Genomic DNA, 20320 nt, shown 5'->3' with positions numbered 1-20320 from the left:
TAGTGGAAGTAAGGTCACGCCCAAATAATAATTGTAAAGATGTAAATTGATAGGTATACTTAAATTCTTTTTTGAAAAAGATAGAAACTATGTAAAAAACTTTGCGAACTTTGTGGTTCAATAAACAAGCAGGATTCCTTTTTATTTTTTAAAAATGGTTTTTTTGCAATACAGTAAATAATAATAAAGAGCTACAGATGATAATAAACCCAAAAAACGGAATTGATAAACTCATTTTCGGAATGAAACAAAATGATGTAACGACAATTTATGGTAAGCCAGATCGCAATTACAAAGACGAAGATGATAATGTAATTTATGCTTACAATAAGCAAAAAATACGTTTGACTTTTTATGTAGAGGAAGATTTTAGATTGGGTTATATGGTGGCATCGAGTCCTGAATTAGAACTTTTTGGAAATAAAATTATTGATAAAAAAATAAAAGATGTTAAGAAAGATCTAACGGCTAAAGGGATAATTAAGTTTACTCAAGAAGAGTTTGATACTTTTGAAAATTATTTTAATGAAGAAAATTGGATTATTTTTCAAACTGAATTTGATGAGGTTGTTAAGTTTGAAATAGGCGCTATTATCAATCAAAAAGACGAATTTGATTGGAAATTTCCTGTAAAAAAATAAGTCATAATAAGGTATAAAAAAAACCGATAGCGTTAAACTATCGGTTTTTTTATTTGGTATTATTTTAGATTTATTATTTTGAAGTAGGTTGTTTTTCAAACATTTCTAATTCAAAAACTAAATTGGTATTTGGCGGTATTACCTCACCAGCACCTCTTTCTCCATAGGCTAAATTAGCTGGCAGAAATGCTATTACTTTTTCTCCGTAAGACATTGTTGCTAATGCTTCTATAAAACCAGGAATCATTCCATCTTTTTTACCTGCTTCAAAAGGGAAAGCTTGATATCCGTTTTGTGCGGCTCTATTTGCATCATATTTTCCAAATTCTTTAGTAACCTCTTCATAGCTACTGTCAAATAATGTTCCGTCTTCAAAATAGCCAGCATAGTGAAAAAAGAAAGTGCTTTTGTCTGCTGGTTTTACACCGCTTCCTTTTTTGATGATTTTGTACATTAGTCCTGATGGAGTAGTGGTAGCGGTTGCTTTTGCAGTTGAAAGATAAGCAGCCTTTGCTCCTACAACAGAACCATATTTTTCTAAATATGCTTTTTTAGCCTCGGCTAGAACAGCAGCTTGTTTGGCTTTGTTTTCAGCAAGAGTAGCGTCTTTTTTCTTTTGTTCTTCTGACTTATTGTTGAAATAATCGGAGAATACTTTTGGCGCATCAAATTTTTGTGCTTCGGCGCCTTTTCTAATGATGGTAACTTTTGTAATAACATCATTTTGTTCGATGCTATTTACCACATTCATCCCTTCAGTCACGTGACCAAATACAGTGTGCTTGCCATCTAACCAAGGTGTTTCTTTATGCGTAATGAAAAATTGACTTCCGTTTGTAGTTGGTCCGGAATTGGCCATAGAAAGAATTCCTGGTTTGTCGTGTTTTAAATCAGTAAACTCATCCTTGAATGCGTATCCTGGTCCTCCAGAACCATTTCCAGATGGATCTCCGCCTTGAATCATGAAATCCTTAATCACACGGTGAAATTTTAAACCATCAAAAAAAGGTTTTCCTTTTAATTTTTCGTCAGTAACAAATGTATTTTTTCCTTCAGAAAGTGCAATAAAATTGGCCACCGTTACTGGTGCTTTTTTGTATTCTAGTTCAATAGTGATATTTCCTTTGTTGGTTGCCATTTTAGCAAAAACTCCTTCAATAACAGCAGGTTTTTTTACAACAGGTTTTGTGGCTTTGTTTACAGCAGTTGCTGGTTTTTTTGCAGTAGTTGTTTTTTTAGTTGCCTGAGAATGTACGTTAGCCATTCCTAGAAACAATAAAAATAGAATTTTAAATTTCATTTTTTTATAATTTAATGATGTAACTTTTTTTAAATACTAAATCTAATTTATTATTGGGGCATTCTTTCTAATAATTCAATCTCAAAGATTATGTTGGCATTTGGCGGAATAACTCCTCCAGCTCCAGCTGCTCCATATCCTAAACGAGAAGGAATAAAAATGACAGCTTTATCTCCAAAAGATAATTGTTCAATACCTTCAATGAAACCAGGAATCATGCCGTCTTTTTTACCTGCTTGAAAAGGAATCGGTTGGTAACCATTTTGAGCCGCTCTGTTTTCGTCGTATTTACCAAAGCTTTTAGAAACACTTTCTACACTTGCATCAAACAACTCTCCATCTTCTAGGAAACCAGCATAATGAATGAAAATATTTGCTCCTTTTGCAGGTTTTTTTCCACCACTTTTCTTTGTAATTACATATTCTAAACCAGATGGCGTTGTTATTGCTTTTGTTTTCAAATTATCGAAATAAGCAATTTTTGCCTCTCGAACACTTTTGTATTTTTCATCGTAAACCTTCTTGTTTTCAGCGTCAATACTAGCTTTTTTCTTTTGGATTTCTGCTTCTACTGAAAAATAATCATTAAATACTTTTACCGCATTGAATTTTTTTGCGGCTTCTCCATTTCTAATAATGGTTACTTTATTGATATAATCTTCTTGTTCTATTTTATTTACATTGTCCATTCCGTTCTCTACAACGTGTCCAAAAATAGTGTGCTTTCCTTCTAACCAAGGTGTAGCAACATGTGTAATAAAAAATTGACTGCTGTTTGTTGCAGGTCCATTATTAGCCATTGCTAGAACACCAGCATCGTTAAATTGTAAATCTGAAAATTCATCTTTAAATTTATAACCAGTATCTCCAGATCCTGTACCTAAAGGATCGCCAGTTTGTATCATGAAATCTTTGATTACACGGTGAAATTTTAATCCGTCAAAAAAAGGTCTGTTTTTTAAATTCTCATTGGTAACAAATTCATTTTTTCCTTCAGCTAAGGCCACAAAATTGGCAACAGTTATAGGTGCTTTTTCGAAATTTAATTTTACAATTATATCTCCTTTATTAGTTTCAATTTTTGCATATAATCCGTCTGGAAGATTGTTGTGATTTTCTTTACAAGAATAAAACGAAGCAATTACAAGTAGTAGGAATAAGATCTTTTTTTTCATTTCTAAGTTTAATTTTATTAGTTTAAAGTGTCTTTTGGTTTGTTTGTTATTGGAGTTGCCTCTTGAACTTGCGGCGTTACTGCAGGTGTTTTTAATTTTATTTGATTTTGTTTTTTGTAGGCTACCTCAGATTTAAAATCACGTAGTGTAACAGTACAAATTATAGGTTGGTTAACACCTATTTTTTTATCATCACCGTGGTAACCGTAAGCCATATTTGATGGAAAAAGAAAATTTACTTCTTCATTTTTACGCATTAATTTGATACCATCTCTCAAGCCCATCATGATATTTTGTTTGTCAACATAATAAATTTGTGGTCTTAGCTCTAGTTCTGAATAGATAATATTTCCTTGTAAATCTTTGATTTCATAATCAAAAAAGGCTACATCTCCTTTTTTAGGCGTAAGAGAATCTAATTTATTTTGTGCTACATAAGTATACCAATATCCTTTTTTAGAAGCTAAATATTTTACAGATGGATTGCTTTTTATTAAATCTTTAATTTGAGTTTCTTCAGTAGCAACTAGTTTTTTATTTCGCACTATTGATTTTTTCATAAAGCTCCCCGAAGCTTGCGAAATAGGCCTTCTGGCTTCTTGATGTTGTTTACAGCTAGAAACGAATGCGAGTACTAAAAGAGTAATTGTAATTATTTTAATGTTTTTCATTAGTTTATAAGCTTGTTTTCATGACTAAGTCTTCAAATTTCTGTATTGTCTCTTGCATTGTTAATTCTGATTTTCCTCCAGCGGCATTGCGGTGTCCACCACCTTGAAAATGATCTCTAGCAAACTGATTTACATCAAATTCTCCTTGTGAACGGAAAGAGATCTTAATTATTTTCTCTTCTTTATTTTCAATGAAAATTGCTGCGAAATGAATTCCTTTAATGCTTAATCCATAATTTACTATTCCTTCTGTATCTCCTTTTACATAATTGAAAAAATTTAATTCTTCTTGAGTCAAAGTAGTATATGCCGTTTTGTGTTCTGTTATGACTTTCATGTTTTGAAGCGCTCTGCCTAATAATTGCAAGCGTTCAAAACCGCTATTGTCAAAAAGTAGCGTTGGAATTTCTGTATTCTCTACGCCCAAATCAATTAATTCAGCTACAATTCTATGAGTGTTTCCGGTAGTTTTTGGAAAACGGAAGGAACCTGAATCAGTTAAAATTCCAGTGTAAATACATGTTCCGATCGTTTTGTCAATGTCTTCTTTTTTTCCAAGAAAGGAAATGAAGTTATATATCATTTCACAAGTAGAACCAAATGATGTATCAGAATACGTAACAGCAGCGTAATCATCCGGTTTTTGGTGATGATCAATCATAATAAATGGAGCTGTAAGTTTTTCTAAAACGTATTCCATTTCACCTGTACGGTGCAAAGCATTAAAATCTAAAGTGAAAATAAGTTCTGCTTCTTCGAGTATTTTTGTGCAGTTTTCTTTGTCTTTTTCAAATATTTTAACGGTTTCTGATCCAGGCATCCAAGCCAAAAAGTCTGGAAATTCATTGGGAGAAACCACAACCGGTTGATGATTGTTTTTTATTAAAAAATGGTATAGTGCTAATGTCGAACCCATCGCATCCCCATCAGGACCTCGGTGTGGGATTATGGCAATCTTTTTTGGAGTTGATAATAACAACTGAATCGCTTGAATGTCTTGTATTTTCATAGAGTGCGAAATTACATTTTTTTACGCTAATCTTGAAATCATTAACACGATTTTCACCTATTATAAAAGGTCTGTTCCTTTTCTTTTAAATTTTTGATATAAATGGTATTTAGGTCCTTTTACAATTTGGGTTTTATAGATGCCTACTGATCCTGAAAAAAAGTAAGCAATTAGGCATGCCAAACCAATAAACAAACCACTTTCAAGTCCAAAAAGTTCCAATCCCATTACGGTACAAGCAATTGGTGTGTGTGTGGCTCCAGAAAATACTGCTACGAATCCCATTCCTGCTAATAGCGCTATTGGTAGTGGTACAATAAGAGATAAAGCACTCCCTAAAGTTGCTCCTACAAAAAACAAAGGAGTTACTTCACCACCTTTAAAACCTGCGCCTAGAGTAAAACCAGTAAATAATATTTTCATCAAAAAGTCATAGGGAGCATTAGGAGTGGAGAATGCCTCTACGATCACAGGAACTCCTAAACCTGTATATTTTGAAGTTCCAATAAAAAATAAAGCTGTTGCCAAAATGATTCCACCCACAAAAGGGCGAAATGGTGGATAAGCGATAGTTTTAGAAAATAAATTTCCCCATAAGTGCGTACTTCTAGAAAACAACATCGCTGCTAAACCAAATAAGATACTCACAAGAAAGATCCAGAATAAAGTAGTTAAACTCATTTCTGGAACAAATGGAATCGAGTAAATCGTATGTTTTACGTGCCAGATTTCAACGGTGTAGTAACCAACATAAGCGGTTAAAAAAGAAAGAGGCACACTTTTTAAATTGATTTTGCTAAACAAAACCACTTCTAAAGCAAATAATGCTCCTGCTAAAGGCGTTCCAAAAATAGAGGCAAATCCAGCGCTTATTCCTAAAATTAAAATTGTTTTTCTGTCACTTTTGTCAAGTTTAAAAAGACCTGTAAATTGATCGGCAATGGCTCCTCCCATTTGTACGGCTGTTCCTTCACGGCCTGCAGAACCTCCAAAAAGATGGGTAATTAAAGTGCCAAAAAGTACTAAAGGAGCCATTTTTAATGGAATTGTTTTTTGTGGATTTTCGTATTCCTCTAGTAATAAATTATTACCTTTTACAACTGACTGTCCCCAGTAATAATAACTTAATCCTATGAGTAAACCGCCTAAAGGTAAGAACCAAATTATCCAATTATTCTCTTCTCTATAATGAGTAGCCCATTCTAAAGCTATTAAAAAAAATGCGGAAGCTGATCCAGAAAGAATACCTATTAAAGAACAAATGATGATCCATTTGAGAGCAGTAAATAAAGTGTTTTTGCTTTTTTCTAAAATCATTTGGTCAATGGAAATGTGTTTCTTGCAAAAGTATTATAATCTCAATCGAATTACTATTTTTCATTAGCAATTGCAGTAAATTCTATTTCTACTAAATATTCAGGTGCTACAAGTTGCTTGATGCCATAAAAACCAGTAGTTGGTTTTATGTTTTTAAAAAACTTAGCGTGAGCGCTTGCTATTTCTTCAAATAAGGAAACATCAGTAGTAAATATTCTTGTGCGAATAACATCTTCCATACTTACGTGAAGTTCTTCTAGTACTTTTTCTACTCTTTCTAAAATATTTAGTGTTTGTGCGTGTGCATCGTTTGATTTTACATTTACACCATCAATTATAGCTACTGTTCCTGATACTTCAACAGTATTTCCTATTCGTACTGCGCGACAATAACCCATTTTTTCTTCCCAAAGAGAGCCTGTAAGTATGTTTTGTCTTTTCATTTTGCTTGATTTTTAGAGGATTTTAGATTTTATGGATTTAAATTTCGTTTTTGGTATATTTTTTGCAATTTAGAGAAAAATCATAAATAAAGAATATAGATTTATAATTTAAAAATTTGATTTTTGTTTTGCATCAAATAGTTATTTCTATTAGAAATTGCAATAAAAACGAGTCTTTTGAGTTATAAATGAAAGTTAAATTACAATATGATTTGTGATTAAATGGTAAATGTTTTTTATTTTTAAAAATATACAAGCACAGTTAAATTAATTTGAAAGTTATGAAAAGGATTTTATTCTTATTTATTATAATTACAATGTCTTTAAGTGGATACGCTCAGAGTGAATTCAACTCTAAGTTTAAAGCGATTCCACCTAAAAATAATGCTCCAAAAATTAAAAAAGAAACACCACCTAAGTTAGATATTCCTCCTATTACAAAACCAAACGTGTTTAAAAATCCTGAAATTTTTAATCCTAACCCAAAACCCACGGGTACTATAGCTCCTGCGAATAATTTTTCAATGATTCCAAAGAATGAGTTTATTAATCCTGGAGATGTTTATAGAGATAAATGGAACAAAAAAGAGGATAATACTGAGGGCATTGTGTATAGAAAAAATCAAAATTTAGGAAGTTACCCAACGGGTTCAACTACTGCAAAGGTCATGTATCGTGATGCTGCATATGTAGATGGCGATCAGATCCGAGTATATCTTAATGATAAAGTGATACAGTATCAGGTAAACTTGGATAGTGAATTTAAAGGTTTTGAAATTGTATTAGAAAAAGGATTTAATAAAATTGATTTTGAAGCGTTAAATCAAGGAAGTTCTGGACCCAATACAGCAGAATTTAAAGTCTATGATGATAAAGGCGGATTGATTTCTGCTAGTCAATGGAATCTTGGAACTGGCTTTAAAGCAACTATAATATTAGTAAAAGAGTAATTTTTAAAATTATAAGAGTTAAAAAAAAGACTTCTGAGTTTGATTCAGAGGTCTTTTTATATATATTCATGTTGATAACTAATTTGAGGAGTTTTTATAAATTTTGATTTTGTAAAAAGAACTATTTATTTTTTTTGAAATCATTTCTTTAGTATAAAGTTTTTTGATGTTAGCGTATTTATGATAGAGTCAAAAACCTTATAAATTAAACTTTGATAAAATAAATTGAATATTTTCAAAATTCAATTTTTCAATTCAAAATATTAAAAGTATTTTTGCGCATGCAACACAACGTACTTATTTTAGATTTCGGATCGCAATATACACAGCTTATTGCGCGTAGAGTTCGCGAATTAAATATATTCTGCGAAATTTTCCCATACAATAATTTTCCAACTGATTTATCATCTTATAAAGCGGTAATTCTTGGAGGTAGCCCTTTTTCTGTGCGAGCAGAAGATGCGCCTCATCCGGATTTATCTCAAATTAGAGGAAAACTACCTTTGCTTGCCGTTTGTTACGGAGCGCAATATTTAGCTCATTTTAGTGGTGGCGAAGTTGCGGCTTCAAACACAAGAGAATATGGTAGGGCTAATTTATCTTTTATAAAAGAGAATGAAGTTTTCTTTGAAGGAGTTTCAGAGAACAGTCAGGTTTGGATGAGTCATAGCGACAGTATAAAAGCTTTGCCTACAAATGGCGTAAAACTAGCAAGTACTCACGATGTAGAATTTGCAGCTTACAAAATTGAAGGCGAAACTACTTATGCAATTCAATACCATCCAGAAGTTTTTCACTCTACGGATGGATCTAAAATGTTAGAGAATTTCTTAGTTAAAATTGCTGAAGTTCCTCAAAATTTCACGCCAAATGCTTTTGTTGAAGACATGGTGGCTGAACTTAAAGAGAAATTGCAAGATGATAAAGTAGTTCTTGGGCTTTCGGGAGGCGTAGATTCTACCGTAGCGGCAGTTTTATTGCATCAAGCTATTGGAAAAAATTTATATTGTATTTTTGTTAATAATGGATTACTCCGTAAGAATGAATTCCAAAGTGTATTAGATCAATACAAAGGAATGGGCTTAAATGTAAAAGGAGTAGATGCAGGAGATCGTTTCTTATCTGAGTTAGCAGGAGTTAGTGATCCAGAAACCAAACGTAAAATAATTGGACGTGTTTTTATTGAAGTTTTTGATGATGAATCTCAACTGATTAAAGATGTAAAATGGTTAGCACAAGGAACCATATATCCTGATGTTATTGAGTCCGTTTCTGTTAAAGGGCCATCGGCAACGATAAAATCACACCATAATGTAGGAGGTTTACCTGATTACATGAAATTGAAAATTGTGGAACCTTTGCGTATGCTTTTTAAAGATGAAGTACGTAGAGTAGGAGCGTCACTAGGAATTGATCCTGAATTATTAGGAAGACATCCTTTTCCTGGACCTGGATTATCCATTAGGATTCTAGGAGATATTACACCGGAGAAAGTACAAATTTTACAAGATGTAGATGCTGTATTTATCGATGGATTAAAATCTTGGGGATTATACGATAAAGTATGGCAAGCTGGCGCAATTCTTCTTCCTGTAAATAGTGTAGGAGTAATGGGTGATGAGCGTACCTACGAAAAAGTAGTAGCCTTACGTGCTGTAGAATCTACAGATGGTATGACAGCTGACTGGGTTCATTTGCCTTATGATTTCTTGATGAAAGTGTCTAATGATATTATCAATAAAGTAAGAGGTGTCAATAGAGTAGTGTATGACATAAGCTCTAAACCACCAGCAACTATTGAGTGGGAATAATTTAGATTTTTATCTTCTGTAGAACATCATTCTCAGAATGTTCTTTGTATAAACGGTATCAAATTTTTGGAATAAAATTTGATACCGTTATTTTTGTTACTGATTTGAATAATTTTTATAAATAAATAAGATGAAACATTTTTTTGCAATTTATATGACTACTTTGTTGTTTAATTGCGGAGCTTTTGCTCAAAAGACGATAACACATAAAGTTGAAAAAGGAGAAACAATTAGTCAGATTGCTGAGAAATATAATGTTACTCCTAACGATATTTACCAATTGAATCCGGATGCGCAAGCAGGTTTAAAACCTAAAAGTGTTTTGTTGATTCCATCGATATCTGTAAAACTGCCTGTTGCTATTCCTGCTAAGACTACTCCGGAAGGGGTGTCGCATCAAGTAGTAGCGAAGGAGACTTTGTATGGTATTGAAAAAAAATATGGTATCTCTGACGAGTTACTGAAACAAGCTAATCCATTTCTGGAAAAAGAGGGTTTGAAAATTGGTCAAACTTTGATAATCCCATCAAAAAAGAATATAAAAATCACTGCTGAAGCCCCAGAAAAAGCAGTATATCATCTTGTTTTACCAAAAGAAACAAAGTATTCTATTGCTAAACAATACGGAATCACAATAGAGGAATTAGAGCGAAAAAATCCTGAGGTAGTTTCTAATTTGCCTGAAGGTTTTAAATTGTTAGTGAAAGGCAAAGCACCTAAACAAGAGGTTGCTCCTGTAATTGCAGAATCTAAAAAGGAGATTGTAGTAGCCGCTCCAGTACAAGTAGTTGATAAGAAAACATTTCAAGAATATATTGTAAAGCCTAAAGAGACATTGTATGGACTTTCTAAGATGTTTGGCATGAACCAAGAAGAATTAATTAAAATTAACCCTACTTTATCAGAAGGTGTGATCGAGGGTATGATTTTGAAAATTCCTAGTTCAGTAGTGGTTAATCAGGAAGTTAAAAAAGACTACGTTGCTTTGTCTAAAAACGCAACAACTGCTAGAAAAAAGCTAGCGCTACTATTACCTTTTAATATAGCTAAAATTGAAGGTGATACGTTAAATTCGACTGCAAAACGTTTAAAAAAGGATAAGTTTCTTAATATGACTTTAGATTTTTATGCGGGAGCACTAATGGCTATAGATTCCGCTAAAGTTTTAGGACTTCCTATTGATATTGCTATTTTTGATTCTCAAGAAACCAAAAATAGTTCGTTGGTTAGTGCAATTGTAAAGAATAATAATTTGCAAAATTCAGATGTTGTTATTGGACCATTTTATCAAAGCAATGTGGAGAAAACAGCCGAATTATTAATGCAAAACCAAGTTCCTGTAATTTCGCCTTTATCAAAAGATCAAGTAGTGTCTTTTGCAAATGTGTATCAATCAGTTCCCTCTCCAGATGCTGTAAAAAATGCTATGTTTGATTATATGCGTTCTAAAAATGGGAATATGATTGCTGTGGTTGATAAAAAGAAACTTTCTATTATTCAGTTTATCAAGGAGAATCATAAAGATGTTAAGTTCTCGACTTTGACTGAGAATGGTGCTGTTTCTGCAGAAAATTTAAAAAGTTTATTTGTGCTCGATAAGATAAACTATGTTGTCATGGAAACGGGAAACACAGGAATGATAAAATCAACAATAGCAGTAATGTTAAGCGCTATGACAACTTATAAAGTTCAGTTGGTTATATTAGAGCCTAATGAAACTTTAGATACAGATGAAGTAAGTATTGCAAATCTTGCAAAACTAAAGTTGACTTATCCTTCTGTCAATCGCGAAAATGAATCTCCAGAAGCACTGATTTTTGAAAAAGAATTTAAGAAGAAAAATAAAATTGACCCAAATGTTTTTGCAACTCGAGGATTTGATATCACTTTTGATACTATGATACGTTTGGCACAAGATAAAAAATATCAAAAAACTATTGATAATACTGCCACAGAGCAAGTAGATAATAAATTTGAATTTTATAAAAAAGAAGGTGGCGGTTATGCAAATAAAGGAATTTATATTTTGTACTACGATACTGATTTAACTATTAAAGAAGCAAACTAATGACATCAAAAGTAACTTACTTAGGAGATTTAAGGACATCTTCAATTCATTTACAATCGGGAACTGAAATTCTTTCTGACGCACCGGTAGATAATAATGGTAAAGGAGAAGCTTTTTCTCCAACGGATACTGTTGCAAATGCTTTGGCAACTTGTATGATGACCATAATGGGGATCAAAGCAAGAGATTTAGAAGTGGATTTGAAAGGTTCTACTGCAGAAGTTGTAAAGATTATGAATGCAGAACCAAGACGTATTGGCGCTATTGAAATTGTTTTTCAGATGCAAGGAACCAATGATCAAAAAAGCAAAACGATTCTTGAAAGAGCAGCAATGACTTGTCCTGTATTTTTAAGTTTACATCCAGAGGTTGAAAAGCGAATTACTTTTAACTGGAAATAATAATCAATTATATAAAAAAGAAGTAAGCGTAAAGTAAATCTTTAAGCTTACTTCTTTTTTCTTTTTTATAAAATGGATCAAAACCAACAACAACTTATAAAATTAGCTCATACAAAAATGCCTTTCGGAAAATACGAAGGTTGGTTTCTTATAGATATTCCGGAGTATTACATCGTTTGGTATAGCAATAAAGGTTTTCCAAAAGGAGAATTAGGAGAACAATTGAAATTAATATATGAATTGAAACTTAATGGCTTAGAGGAATTAATCAGAAACATTAAGAAAAAGTATCCAAAACCAAATTCATAAACTGATTTTTGAAATTTAGGATTCAATATAAAATGAAGTAGCTTTTTTTTTATGTTCCTATTATAAAATTTCTAATTAAATTATCTCTTTATTTTCTCATTATCTATTTGGCAATTTCTCTAATTTAATTCGTACTTTTGCCACGTTTTTTTTACACAACTACAACACAAACAACAACAGAATGAATCAGACGAAATATATTTTTGTTACAGGCGGTGTGACTTCTTCTTTAGGGAAAGGGATCATTGCAGCCTCTTTGGCAAAATTGTTACAAGCAAGAGGTTACCGTACAACTATTCAAAAGTTTGACCCTTATATTAATGTAGATCCAGGAACATTAAATCCTTATGAACATGGGGAATGTTACGTTACTGACGATGGTGCAGAAACCGATTTAGATTTAGGACATTATGAGCGTTTCTTGAATGTTCCTACTTCACAAGCCAATAATGTTACCACTGGTAGAATATATCTTTCGGTTATTGAAAAAGAAAGAAGAGGAGAGTTTCTTGGTAAAACGGTACAAGTAGTACCTCATATTACCAATGAAATAAAAGATAGAATGCAGTTGCTTGGTAATTCAGGTGACTTTGATATTGTAATTACTGAAATTGGTGGAACGGTTGGTGATATAGAATCTTTGCCTTACATCGAGTCTGTTAGACAATTGGTTTGGGATTTAGGCGAAAATAATGCTATTGTAATTCATTTGACTTTAGTTCCTTATTTAGCTGCTGCTGGTGAGTTAAAAACAAAGCCAACACAGCATTCTGTAAAAACGTTGATGGAAAGCGGAATTAAAGCGGACATTTTAGTTTGTAGAACAGAACATGAATTGTCAGAAGAATTACGAAATAAATTAGCTTTGTTTTGTAATGTAAAAAGAGAAGCCGTTATTCAATCTATAGATGCAGCTACTATTTATGAAGTCCCTAATCTTATGTTAGAAGAAGGACTTGATATTGTGGCGTTAAAGAAATTAGATTTGCCTAAAAAAGCAGCTCCAGATTTAAAAAATTGGAACATCTTTTTAAAGCGATTGAAAAATCCAAAACACACAGTAAATATTGGATTGATTGGTAAATATGTAGAAATGCAAGATTGCTACAAATCTATTTTAGAAGCATTTATTCATGCTGGTGCTGCTAATGAAACTAAAGTAAATGTAATATCAATACATTCTGAGCATATTGATGCTACTAATTTGAGCGAAAAATTTGCTAATTTAGATGGAATACTTGTTGCTCCAGGTTTTGGAGAAAGAGGAATTGAAGGTAAAATAGAAGCAGTTCGTTACGCTCGTGAAAATAAAATTCCTTTCTTTGGTATTTGTTTGGGTATGCAAATGGCAATTATTGAATATTCTAGAAATGTTTTAGGTATGGCTGATGCTAATTCTACAGAAATGAATGAGCAAACGGCACACCCTGTTGTAAACTTAATGGAAGAGCAGAAAACAATTACAGACAAAGGCGGAACGATGCGTTTAGGAGCATGGAAATGTGACATAAAACAAGGTTCATTAGCCTATAAAATATACGGGAAAGACACTATTTCGGAACGTCACCGTCATCGTTATGAATACAACAGCAATTATGTGGCACAATTGCAAAACGCAGGATTAATTGCTTCTGGAGTTAACCCAGATACAGGATTGGTTGAAATTGTCGAAATAAAAGAGCATCCGTTTTTTATTGGTGTACAATACCATCCAGAATATAAAAGTACGGTAGCGAATCCGCATCCTATTTTTGTGAATTTTGTGGCAGCAGCAGTTCAATCAAAGAAAAAATAACTAGAAGCGATTTCGTTTCAGTACACTTTAAATTTAAAAATTTTTTTAATTACAATGGAACAAAAAAAATTTGACCGCAATTCGATTATAGGTTTTGTATTAATTTTTGCTATTTTGATTTTTATCATGTATCAAAATCAACCAGACCCGAAAGTGGTAGCTGCTGAAAAAGCACAAAAAGAACTGGTTATTAAGGCAGCTAAAGCCAAAGAGCTAGAAGCTAAAGTTATTGCTAATGCTACTATTGCAGTTGCAACAACTGGCGATTCTACCCAATTGGCTCAATTGCAAAAAAACCTTGGGAATTTTGCTTATTCAGCGACACTTCCTTCTGCAAAAGCAGGTATTACTACTATTGAAAATGAAGTAATAAAGTTGGTTATTGCAAACAAAGGAGGTTACATTGTAGAAGCAACTTTAAAAAAATTCGAGAAATTTAAAAAAGGTTCAGGTCAATTAGTTGAATTAATCAAGAACAACAATGCTAACTTAAACATTCAGTTGTTGACTAGTGATAACCGTACTTTGAATTCTAAAGATTTATATTTTGAGCCTACTTTAGAAAAAATAGGAGCAGATCAAGTATTGTCTATGAAGTTGAAAGCTGGTCCTAGCGAATTTTTAGAATACAAATATATTCTAAAGCCTAACGACTATATGATTGATTTCGATATTCGTTCACAAGGATTAAATAAGGTTTTGAATACTTCAAAGCCATTAGATTTAGAGTGGGATTTAAAGGCTTACCGTAATGAAAAAAGTATTTCTTACGAGAATCGTTACAACGAGATCTATTCTGAACATAAAGATGGAAAAATTTCTTATGCAGGTTTAGGACAAACCGAAGAACAAGATCTTGAAAAGCCAACTTTTATCGCTTTCAAACAGCATTTTTTCTCAACTATTCTTTTGTCAAAAGCACCATTAGAAACAGCTAAAGTTAAGTCTGTTAATTTAGTGAAAGACGATAAAATAGATACTGTTTTTACAAAGCAATTTAAAGCTAATATTCCTTTAGCTTTTACAAGCGGAGAATTAGATCATAAAATGAGTTGGTATTTTGGTCCAACGGATTATAAAACTCTTAAACATTACAATAAAAATTTGGAGAAAATTATCTCATTAGGTTGGGGAATTTTCGGATGGATTAATAAATTTATATTTATTCCGTTATTTGGTTTTTTAAGTGATTATATCTCTTATGGTATTGCAATTATTGTTTTTACTATTCTTATTAAAATAGCGATGTCGCCTATTACTTTTAAATCTTTCTTATCGCAAGCTAAGATGAAAGTATTGCGACCTGAAATTGCAGAATTGGGAGAGAAATTCAAAAAAGACCCAATGAAGAAACAACAAGAAACAATGAAGTTGTACAACAAAGCAGGAGTAAATCCTATGGCGGGTTGTATTCCAGCATTGATTCAGCTTCCTTTTATGTATGCATCGTTTCAGTTTTTTCCATCAGCATTTGAATTAAGACAAAAAAGTTTCCTATGGGCAGACGATTTATCTTCTTTTGATGAAGTGATCAAATTGCCTTTTAATATTCCTATGTACGGAAGCCATATTAGTTTGTTTCCAATATTAGCAGCAATAGCGATTTTCTTTTACATGAAAATGACTTCTGGAGATCAACAAATGGCAGCGCCACAACAGGAAGGGATGCCAGATATGGCTAAGATGATGAAAATCATGATCTATGTTTCGCCATTAATGATGTTAATTTTCTTTAATAGTTATGGAGCCGGATTGAGTTTGTATAACTTTATTTCGAATTTGATTACTATTGGTATTATGATTGTCATCAAAAGATACTTTATCGATAGCGACAAGATTCACCTTCAAATACAAGAGAATAAATTAAAAGAGCCTAAAAAACAAGGTAAGTTCCAGAAAAAACTGCAAGAAGTTATGGAACAAGCTGAAGCTCAAAAAGCATTAGATAAAAAGAAGAAATAATTAGTCTCTTAAATTATTAAAAAGTCAATTGAATAAAATTAGTTTTATTCAGTTGACTTTTTTTTTATGGCTTGCTGTCGCTTGTAAATAAAAAAAATAAGTAAGAGTGTGTGAGTTTTTTTATTGAGAAGACTTGTTTGTTTTATATTTGACTAAAATTGTTATAAAATATTTTCTAATTCAAATAGCTTTGAATTGCGAATAGATTGTCGTGTTATCAGAGATAATAGTGATTAATCAGTAAGGCAGTATGTATTTGTAGTATTGTTTTGAATAATTATAATTGTTCTATAAATGAGTAATTCAGTTAGTAATTATAGCTTTAAAATTAAAAAAGGATCTTAAACGCTAAGTTTAAGATCCTTTTTTTGTGTGTAATTTATTGTGTTTAAGAAATAATAACTTCTCTTATTTAATTATAGAACTGGTAATAATACTTTGTCAATAGCATGTATAACACCGTTAGAACACTGTACATCAGTTGCTATAATTGTAGAAATTCTTCCTTTTGCGTCTTTAATTTTTGCACCACCAGCTAATTGAATTGTGAATTTTTGTGCTGGTGTAAGAATTGGAGTTACCATTTGACCTTCTGTTAATGTTGCTGCTAAAACATTTCCGCTTACAACGTGGTATTGCAATACTTTTGTAAGATCAGCTGCAGAAACACTTTGTATTCCTCCTGGCGCTAACTCTGCGTTTAAAGCTGTAAAAGCTGCGTTAGTAGGTGCAAATACAGTAAATGGTCCTGCTCCTGATAAAGTAGCAACAAAATCTGGTTGTCCTGCTCCTGTAAGTGCGCCAACAAGTGAGGTGAAGTTTTTATTCGCTAATGCGTGAGTAACTACTGTAGGAAGTCCAATAACAGCATCTACAACATGTATAACGCCATTAGAAGCTATTATGTCTGCAGTTGTTACATTAGAAACACCATTCAGTTTTACTCCTGAACTAAGATCAACATACATACTTAAATTATTTGTTGTTGAAGCATTTCCTTTTGCTAATGTTTTGATATAGCCAGTAGTTAATGCATTTGACTTTACTGCTCCGCTAACTACGTGGTTTAATAAGATTTGTGTAAGTGCCTCTTTTGGTACATCATTTATAGTTGCGTAGGGAGTTGTTTTTAAAAATGCTGTAAATGCTGCGTCAGTTGGTGCAAAAACAGTAAAAGGACCCGCACCTTTAAGTGTTGTATCTAAATCAGCTTTTGTTAATGCTTGTACTAAAATTTTTAAATTTGGGTTTTGAACTGCTATTCCTGTTATAGTATTGTCTACAGGCATAGGAGTTGGATCATCGCTATTGTCACAAGAGACAAAAGCTACAGCAAATAACAGTAGTGCGAATGCTTTAAATTTACTTAAATTTTTCATGTTGTTTGTTTTTTGTTTAATAAAATTTAATAAAATGTGTTTATTTTGTTTATAAAATTATAAAAAACTTTAAACAAAAAATATACTTTATGATTTCTTTTACTTTTGTTTAAGTGTTGTTGTTTAGCTATTTAGTTGTTATTTCGTGATGAATTCTTAGAAAATGCTATTTTTTTTGTTTTGCATATATTAAAAAAAGTTAAACATAAATAGGATTTTTTATTTAATATTTCTCTTTTTTTAAGATTTAGCTTTATCTAGTAAAAAGTAGTTAAATTTGTCTAATAACATAAATATAATATGAAAAGTAAAAAAGGATACTTTGTATATCTGTTTATAACTATGATGCTATTCAATTATAGTGTTTACGCCCAGGTAACAGATTATAATAAATTAGATGAAAAAGGATTGAAACACGGTTTATGGAAAGGCAAATACGATGAGTCTAAGCGCCCCAGATATGAGGGGACTTTTGATCACGGAAAAGAAATAGGTGTTTTTAATTTTTTTGATGATACAAAGAAAGGTTCTTTAATAGCAACTCGAGAATTTAACTCAAAAGACAATGTTGCTTATACTATTTTCTATGATCAAAAAAATAATAAAGTTAGTGAAGGAAAGGTAGTCAATAAACTTTTTGAAGGCGAATGGAAATATTACCATTTAAATTCAAATTTAATAATGACAACTGAAAACTACAGTAAAGGCAAACTAGAAGGTGTTCGTACCGTATATTATATCAGTGGTAAGGTTGCGGAGGAAATTGTTTATAAAAATAATTTAAAAAATGGTTTTTATAAAAAATATACTGAAAAAGGAACACTTTTAGAAGAATCAAACTATAAAAACAATGTATATAATGGTATCGCTACTTTTAAAGATGCTAATGGAGATATCGCTTCTACAGGTAAATTTGTCAATGGTAAGAAAGAGGGTATGTGGCAGTTTTTTGAAAAAGGTAAATTGGTAAAAGAAACAAATATGAGCTTTGCTGAGCCTGCTGTGAAAATTAAAAAGTAATTTTTTATACAATATAACTCTTTTTAATTGTTGTGTAAGTAGTCTTTCTTTAATAAGGAAATCCTAAATAGCCAATATAAAAAAACGGCATTCCATAAGAGTGGATGCCGTTTTTTTTTGAATTAATAAAGAAGTATTATTTTAAAGTAAAAATTCTAGGACTAAACGAAACCATTACCCAAACCCAATTGTTTGTCTGTGCTGCATTTGTTAAATTTTTTACTCTTTCTAAGGTTGATGAACCGAAAATTTGAGAATATCCTGCCGAAGCAACTATATCTTTCTGAACGGTATATGTGGTGGTAAAATCGATTTCTGTTCCCAAGTAAGCATTCATTTTTGAACCATCAGTATCTAAAACTATACTTGGAGCATTAAAATAATGAGGGATTAGCGCAAATTGCCATTTATTTGAAGTATAATTTAGTTTTAAATAAGTGTCATTTAATCCAACATTGTTTTGGTGATTTCCTACATAAAAATAGTCCATAAAGCCATTAAGTGCATGATTTGTTCCAAAAATTGGAGTAAATGATTTATTGTCTAAACTGCTATCATCTTGGTCTTTACCGGAAAGGAATTCATGTCCTAAGCCCGCTTTGAATTGTTCTGTAAAAGCATAACCAACATAAGCTCCTGCATACAAAGCATTTACTTTTTTAGTAGCAGTTTTACCAGATTGACCATAAATCCCTAAATTAGTATCCCATTTTTTTTCTTTGAAAGTTAAATAGGTTCCAAAAGTTTGTTTGTAATCAACTGCTAAATCTGTTGGTGTTTTTTGAAACTGATAACCTGTGTTCAAAAACAATAAGCTCATACCAATTTTGTTTAGTTGCGTGTGATACCAAGCATACTGCATCGTTTTGTAATTTGTAGTATATGGTGTTTTAGGTTCAAGTAAGTTTTCTGCATTAGCATTTAGTGCCACACCCAAATCCAATTGATGGTTTTTAGGATGAAAAGAGATTAAGGCAGCATCATGACTTTGTCCTTGTTGAGACCAATCAATTTCTCCAAAAATGCGTTGGTTATCGTAAGCAATAACTTGTCTACCAATGCGTGTTGACCATTCTGAACTTAAATCATATTGTGCCCAGGCTTCAAAAACTGAAATTGCATTTTTGTCAGCTGCTGTTGTAGTAGCAACATCTCCCCAAGTACGTACGTTTTGAATAGTTAATTTAGTTTTTAATCTTTCTTGACTGAAATTAAAATTAATACGGGAACGTTGGGATACAAATGATGTGGCATTTTCTCCGTTCGGCATTAGGTTTTTATAGCCATTTCTATATTCAAAACGAGGTCTTAATTGTAAATTGGCATCAAATTCTTGGGCGTAAGTAGCTGCGCTTATCATTGTTAAAAATGATAAACTGATTATTTTGAATGATTTCATGGTGAGTTAGTTTAGCTTTTCAGCTTCTTCGGTAATTTTGTTTATGGTTTGATCTGAATTCACTCCCAGGCCTTCTTGCTGGTAAGCTAATTCTCCATCTGCGTTGAAAACACTAATAATATTTGAATGCGAAAAATCTACAGGAGCAATTTTCTTGTAATTTACAGCTAAAACTGCTGCAAATTCTCTTGTATTTTCTTCTGTAGAGCGTAAGAAAACCCATTGATCTCCATCCATTTTGTTTTCAATAGCAAATGATTTTAGTCTTTTAGGAGTATCAACCGTTGGATCAATGCTCACTAATACAAATTGTACATTTTCTTTTATTTTTTGAGGAATTCTTTGCTCAATATTTCTCATATCTGCAACAAGTCTAGGACAAGCAGCTTTACAAGAAGTATAAATCATAACCATGACTAATACTTTGCCTTTCATATCTTTCATCTCCATGTTCTTCCCATCTTGATTGGTCCATTGAGAAGGAAGGTTGTATATGGATAAATCGGATATTGGCTTTTCGTTTGCTTGGGCAGTTTCCTTTTTATTATTACAAGATTGTAACGATAGTAAAAGTAAAGCAAATACAAGAAAAAGAAAATTTGTATATCGCAAACTAGATTTTAGGTTTGTTTTTTTCATTGCTAAAAAAGTGGAGTAATAGCTATTTGGT

The 20320-nt window shown here is 32.0% G+C and carries 18 protein-coding genes; 9 read left to right on the top strand and 9 right to left on the bottom strand.

Annotated features, from left to right (window positions below; translation table 11 throughout):
* The first annotated feature begins 197 nt into the window (after positions 1-197).
* Complete coding sequence (locus MW871_RS05380; protein ID WP_248427831.1) at positions 198-641, top strand: hypothetical protein; 444 nt, start codon at positions 198-200, stop codon at positions 639-641.
* A 73-nt stretch (positions 642-714) separates the two neighbouring features.
* Here the strand turns inward: MW871_RS05380 and MW871_RS05375 are convergent, their stop codons facing one another.
* Genes MW871_RS05375 through MW871_RS05350 form a run of 6 tightly spaced genes read right to left on the bottom strand, consistent with a single transcriptional unit; the run spans position 715 to position 6556 of the window.
* Complete coding sequence (locus MW871_RS05375) at positions 715-1941, bottom strand: peptidylprolyl isomerase (RefSeq protein WP_248427830.1); 1227 nt, start codon at positions 1939-1941, stop codon at positions 715-717.
* A gap of 50 nt (positions 1942-1991) precedes the next feature.
* Complete coding sequence (locus tag MW871_RS05370; RefSeq protein WP_188050193.1) at positions 1992-3116, bottom strand: peptidylprolyl isomerase; 1125 nt, start codon at positions 3114-3116, stop codon at positions 1992-1994.
* A 17-nt stretch (positions 3117-3133) separates the two neighbouring features.
* Entirely contained in the window at positions 3134-3787 is a 654-nt protein-coding gene (gldI, locus tag MW871_RS05365) for a gliding motility-associated peptidyl-prolyl isomerase GldI (protein WP_248427829.1), read from the bottom strand.
* 4 nt (positions 3788-3791) lie between these two features.
* Positions 3792-4796 carry a DHH family phosphoesterase gene (locus tag MW871_RS05360; RefSeq protein ID WP_210645678.1) on the bottom strand — a complete coding sequence of 335 codons (1005 nt, stop codon included), beginning with the start codon at positions 4794-4796 and terminating at the stop codon, positions 3792-3794.
* Positions 4797-4856: 60 nt separating this feature from the next.
* Positions 4857-6113, bottom strand: a complete 1257-nt coding sequence (locus MW871_RS05355; RefSeq protein ID WP_248427828.1) for a voltage-gated chloride channel family protein — start codon at positions 6111-6113, stop codon at positions 4857-4859.
* Positions 6114-6166: 53 nt separating this feature from the next.
* Positions 6167-6556, bottom strand: coding sequence for a RidA family protein (locus MW871_RS05350; protein ID WP_248427827.1), 390 nt, complete (start codon positions 6554-6556; stop codon positions 6167-6169).
* Between the two features lie 281 nt (positions 6557-6837).
* On the opposite strand from MW871_RS05350, the gene MW871_RS05345 reads away from it, so the two are divergent.
* The 7 genes from MW871_RS05345 to yidC all read left to right on the top strand — a co-directional run bounded on the left by MW871_RS05345 (position 6838) and on the right by yidC (position 15852).
* On the top strand, positions 6838-7506 hold the full coding sequence (locus tag MW871_RS05345; RefSeq protein ID WP_188050198.1) for a hypothetical protein: 669 nt from the start codon (positions 6838-6840) through the stop codon (positions 7504-7506).
* Positions 7507-7787: 281 nt separating this feature from the next.
* On the top strand, positions 7788-9317 hold the full coding sequence (guaA, locus tag MW871_RS05340; protein WP_188050199.1) for a glutamine-hydrolyzing GMP synthase: 1530 nt from the start codon (positions 7788-7790) through the stop codon (positions 9315-9317).
* Positions 9318-9447: 130 nt separating this feature from the next.
* Positions 9448-11385 carry a LysM peptidoglycan-binding domain-containing protein gene (locus MW871_RS05335; RefSeq protein WP_248427826.1) on the top strand — a complete coding sequence of 646 codons (1938 nt, stop codon included), beginning with the start codon at positions 9448-9450 and terminating at the stop codon, positions 11383-11385.
* Positions 11385-11786, top strand: coding sequence for an OsmC family protein (locus tag MW871_RS05330; protein WP_188050201.1), 402 nt, complete (start codon positions 11385-11387; stop codon positions 11784-11786). The genes MW871_RS05335 and MW871_RS05330 overlap by 1 nt, the downstream gene beginning before the upstream one ends.
* Positions 11787-11858: 72 nt before the next feature.
* The gene (locus tag MW871_RS05325) at positions 11859-12095 is read left to right on the top strand and encodes a DUF3820 family protein (RefSeq protein WP_188050202.1); all 237 of its coding nucleotides are present in this window, start codon (positions 11859-11861) and stop codon (positions 12093-12095) included.
* 181 nt (positions 12096-12276) lie between these two features.
* Entirely contained in the window at positions 12277-13890 is a 1614-nt protein-coding gene (gene pyrG, locus MW871_RS05320) for a CTP synthase (protein WP_248427825.1), read from the top strand.
* Between the two features lie 54 nt (positions 13891-13944).
* Complete coding sequence (gene yidC / locus MW871_RS05315; protein WP_248427823.1) at positions 13945-15852, top strand: membrane protein insertase YidC; 1908 nt, start codon at positions 13945-13947, stop codon at positions 15850-15852.
* Positions 15853-16268: 416 nt separating this feature from the next.
* On the opposite strand, the gene MW871_RS05310 is transcribed toward yidC, so the two are convergent.
* Positions 16269-17231 carry a fasciclin domain-containing protein gene (locus MW871_RS05310; protein WP_248427822.1) on the bottom strand — a complete coding sequence of 321 codons (963 nt, stop codon included), beginning with the start codon at positions 17229-17231 and terminating at the stop codon, positions 16269-16271.
* Positions 17232-17531: 300 nt separating this feature from the next.
* On the opposite strand from MW871_RS05310, the gene MW871_RS05305 reads away from it, so the two are divergent.
* Complete coding sequence (locus MW871_RS05305; protein WP_248427821.1) at positions 17532-18251, top strand: toxin-antitoxin system YwqK family antitoxin; 720 nt, start codon at positions 17532-17534, stop codon at positions 18249-18251.
* Positions 18252-18387: 136 nt separating this feature from the next.
* On the opposite strand, the gene MW871_RS05300 is transcribed toward MW871_RS05305, so the two are convergent.
* The gene (locus tag MW871_RS05300; RefSeq protein ID WP_248427819.1) at positions 18388-19650 is read right to left on the bottom strand and encodes an alginate export family protein; all 1263 of its coding nucleotides are present in this window, start codon (positions 19648-19650) and stop codon (positions 18388-18390) included.
* A gap of 6 nt (positions 19651-19656) precedes the next feature.
* Complete coding sequence (locus MW871_RS05295; protein ID WP_210645866.1) at positions 19657-20289, bottom strand: SCO family protein; 633 nt, start codon at positions 20287-20289, stop codon at positions 19657-19659.
* Between the last annotated feature and the right edge of the window lie 31 nt (positions 20290-20320).

Origin of the sequence: Flavobacterium pygoscelis, from assembly GCF_023162025.1 — a bacterium.
GTDB classification, from domain to species: domain Bacteria; phylum Bacteroidota; class Bacteroidia; order Flavobacteriales; family Flavobacteriaceae; genus Flavobacterium; species Flavobacterium pygoscelis.
Note: the sequence above shows the minus strand (reverse complement) of the source record. Positions and strands in the feature narration are given on the sequence as shown.

Coding starts and splice junctions, on each gene's coding strand:
- guaA (WP_188050199.1), top strand. CDS start 7,788: ATGCAACACAACGTACTTATTTTAGATTTCGGATCGCAATATACACAG.
- MW871_RS05345 (WP_188050198.1), top strand. CDS start 6,838: ATGAAAAGGATTTTATTCTTATTTATTATAATTACAATGTCTTTAAGT.
- gldI (WP_248427829.1), bottom strand. CDS start 3,787: ATGAAAAACATTAAAATAATTACAATTACTCTTTTAGTACTCGCATTC.
- MW871_RS05330 (WP_188050201.1), top strand. CDS start 11,385: ATGACATCAAAAGTAACTTACTTAGGAGATTTAAGGACATCTTCAATT.
- MW871_RS05310 (WP_248427822.1), bottom strand. CDS start 17,231: ATGAAAAATTTAAGTAAATTTAAAGCATTCGCACTACTGTTATTTGCT.
- MW871_RS05325 (WP_188050202.1), top strand. CDS start 11,859: ATGGATCAAAACCAACAACAACTTATAAAATTAGCTCATACAAAAATG.
- MW871_RS05370 (WP_188050193.1), bottom strand. CDS start 3,116: ATGAAAAAAAAGATCTTATTCCTACTACTTGTAATTGCTTCGTTTTAT.
- MW871_RS05360 (WP_210645678.1), bottom strand. CDS start 4,796: ATGAAAATACAAGACATTCAAGCGATTCAGTTGTTATTATCAACTCCA.
- MW871_RS05305 (WP_248427821.1), top strand. CDS start 17,532: ATGAAAAGTAAAAAAGGATACTTTGTATATCTGTTTATAACTATGATG.
- pyrG (WP_248427825.1), top strand. CDS start 12,277: ATGAATCAGACGAAATATATTTTTGTTACAGGCGGTGTGACTTCTTCT.
- MW871_RS05335 (WP_248427826.1), top strand. CDS start 9,448: ATGAAACATTTTTTTGCAATTTATATGACTACTTTGTTGTTTAATTGC.
- MW871_RS05375 (WP_248427830.1), bottom strand. CDS start 1,941: ATGAAATTTAAAATTCTATTTTTATTGTTTCTAGGAATGGCTAACGTA.
- MW871_RS05300 (WP_248427819.1), bottom strand. CDS start 19,650: ATGAAATCATTCAAAATAATCAGTTTATCATTTTTAACAATGATAAGC.
- MW871_RS05295 (WP_210645866.1), bottom strand. CDS start 20,289: ATGAAAAAAACAAACCTAAAATCTAGTTTGCGATATACAAATTTTCTT.
- MW871_RS05350 (WP_248427827.1), bottom strand. CDS start 6,556: ATGAAAAGACAAAACATACTTACAGGCTCTCTTTGGGAAGAAAAAATG.
- MW871_RS05380 (WP_248427831.1), top strand. CDS start 198: ATGATAATAAACCCAAAAAACGGAATTGATAAACTCATTTTCGGAATG.
- MW871_RS05355 (WP_248427828.1), bottom strand. CDS start 6,113: ATGATTTTAGAAAAAAGCAAAAACACTTTATTTACTGCTCTCAAATGG.
- yidC (WP_248427823.1), top strand. CDS start 13,945: ATGGAACAAAAAAAATTTGACCGCAATTCGATTATAGGTTTTGTATTA.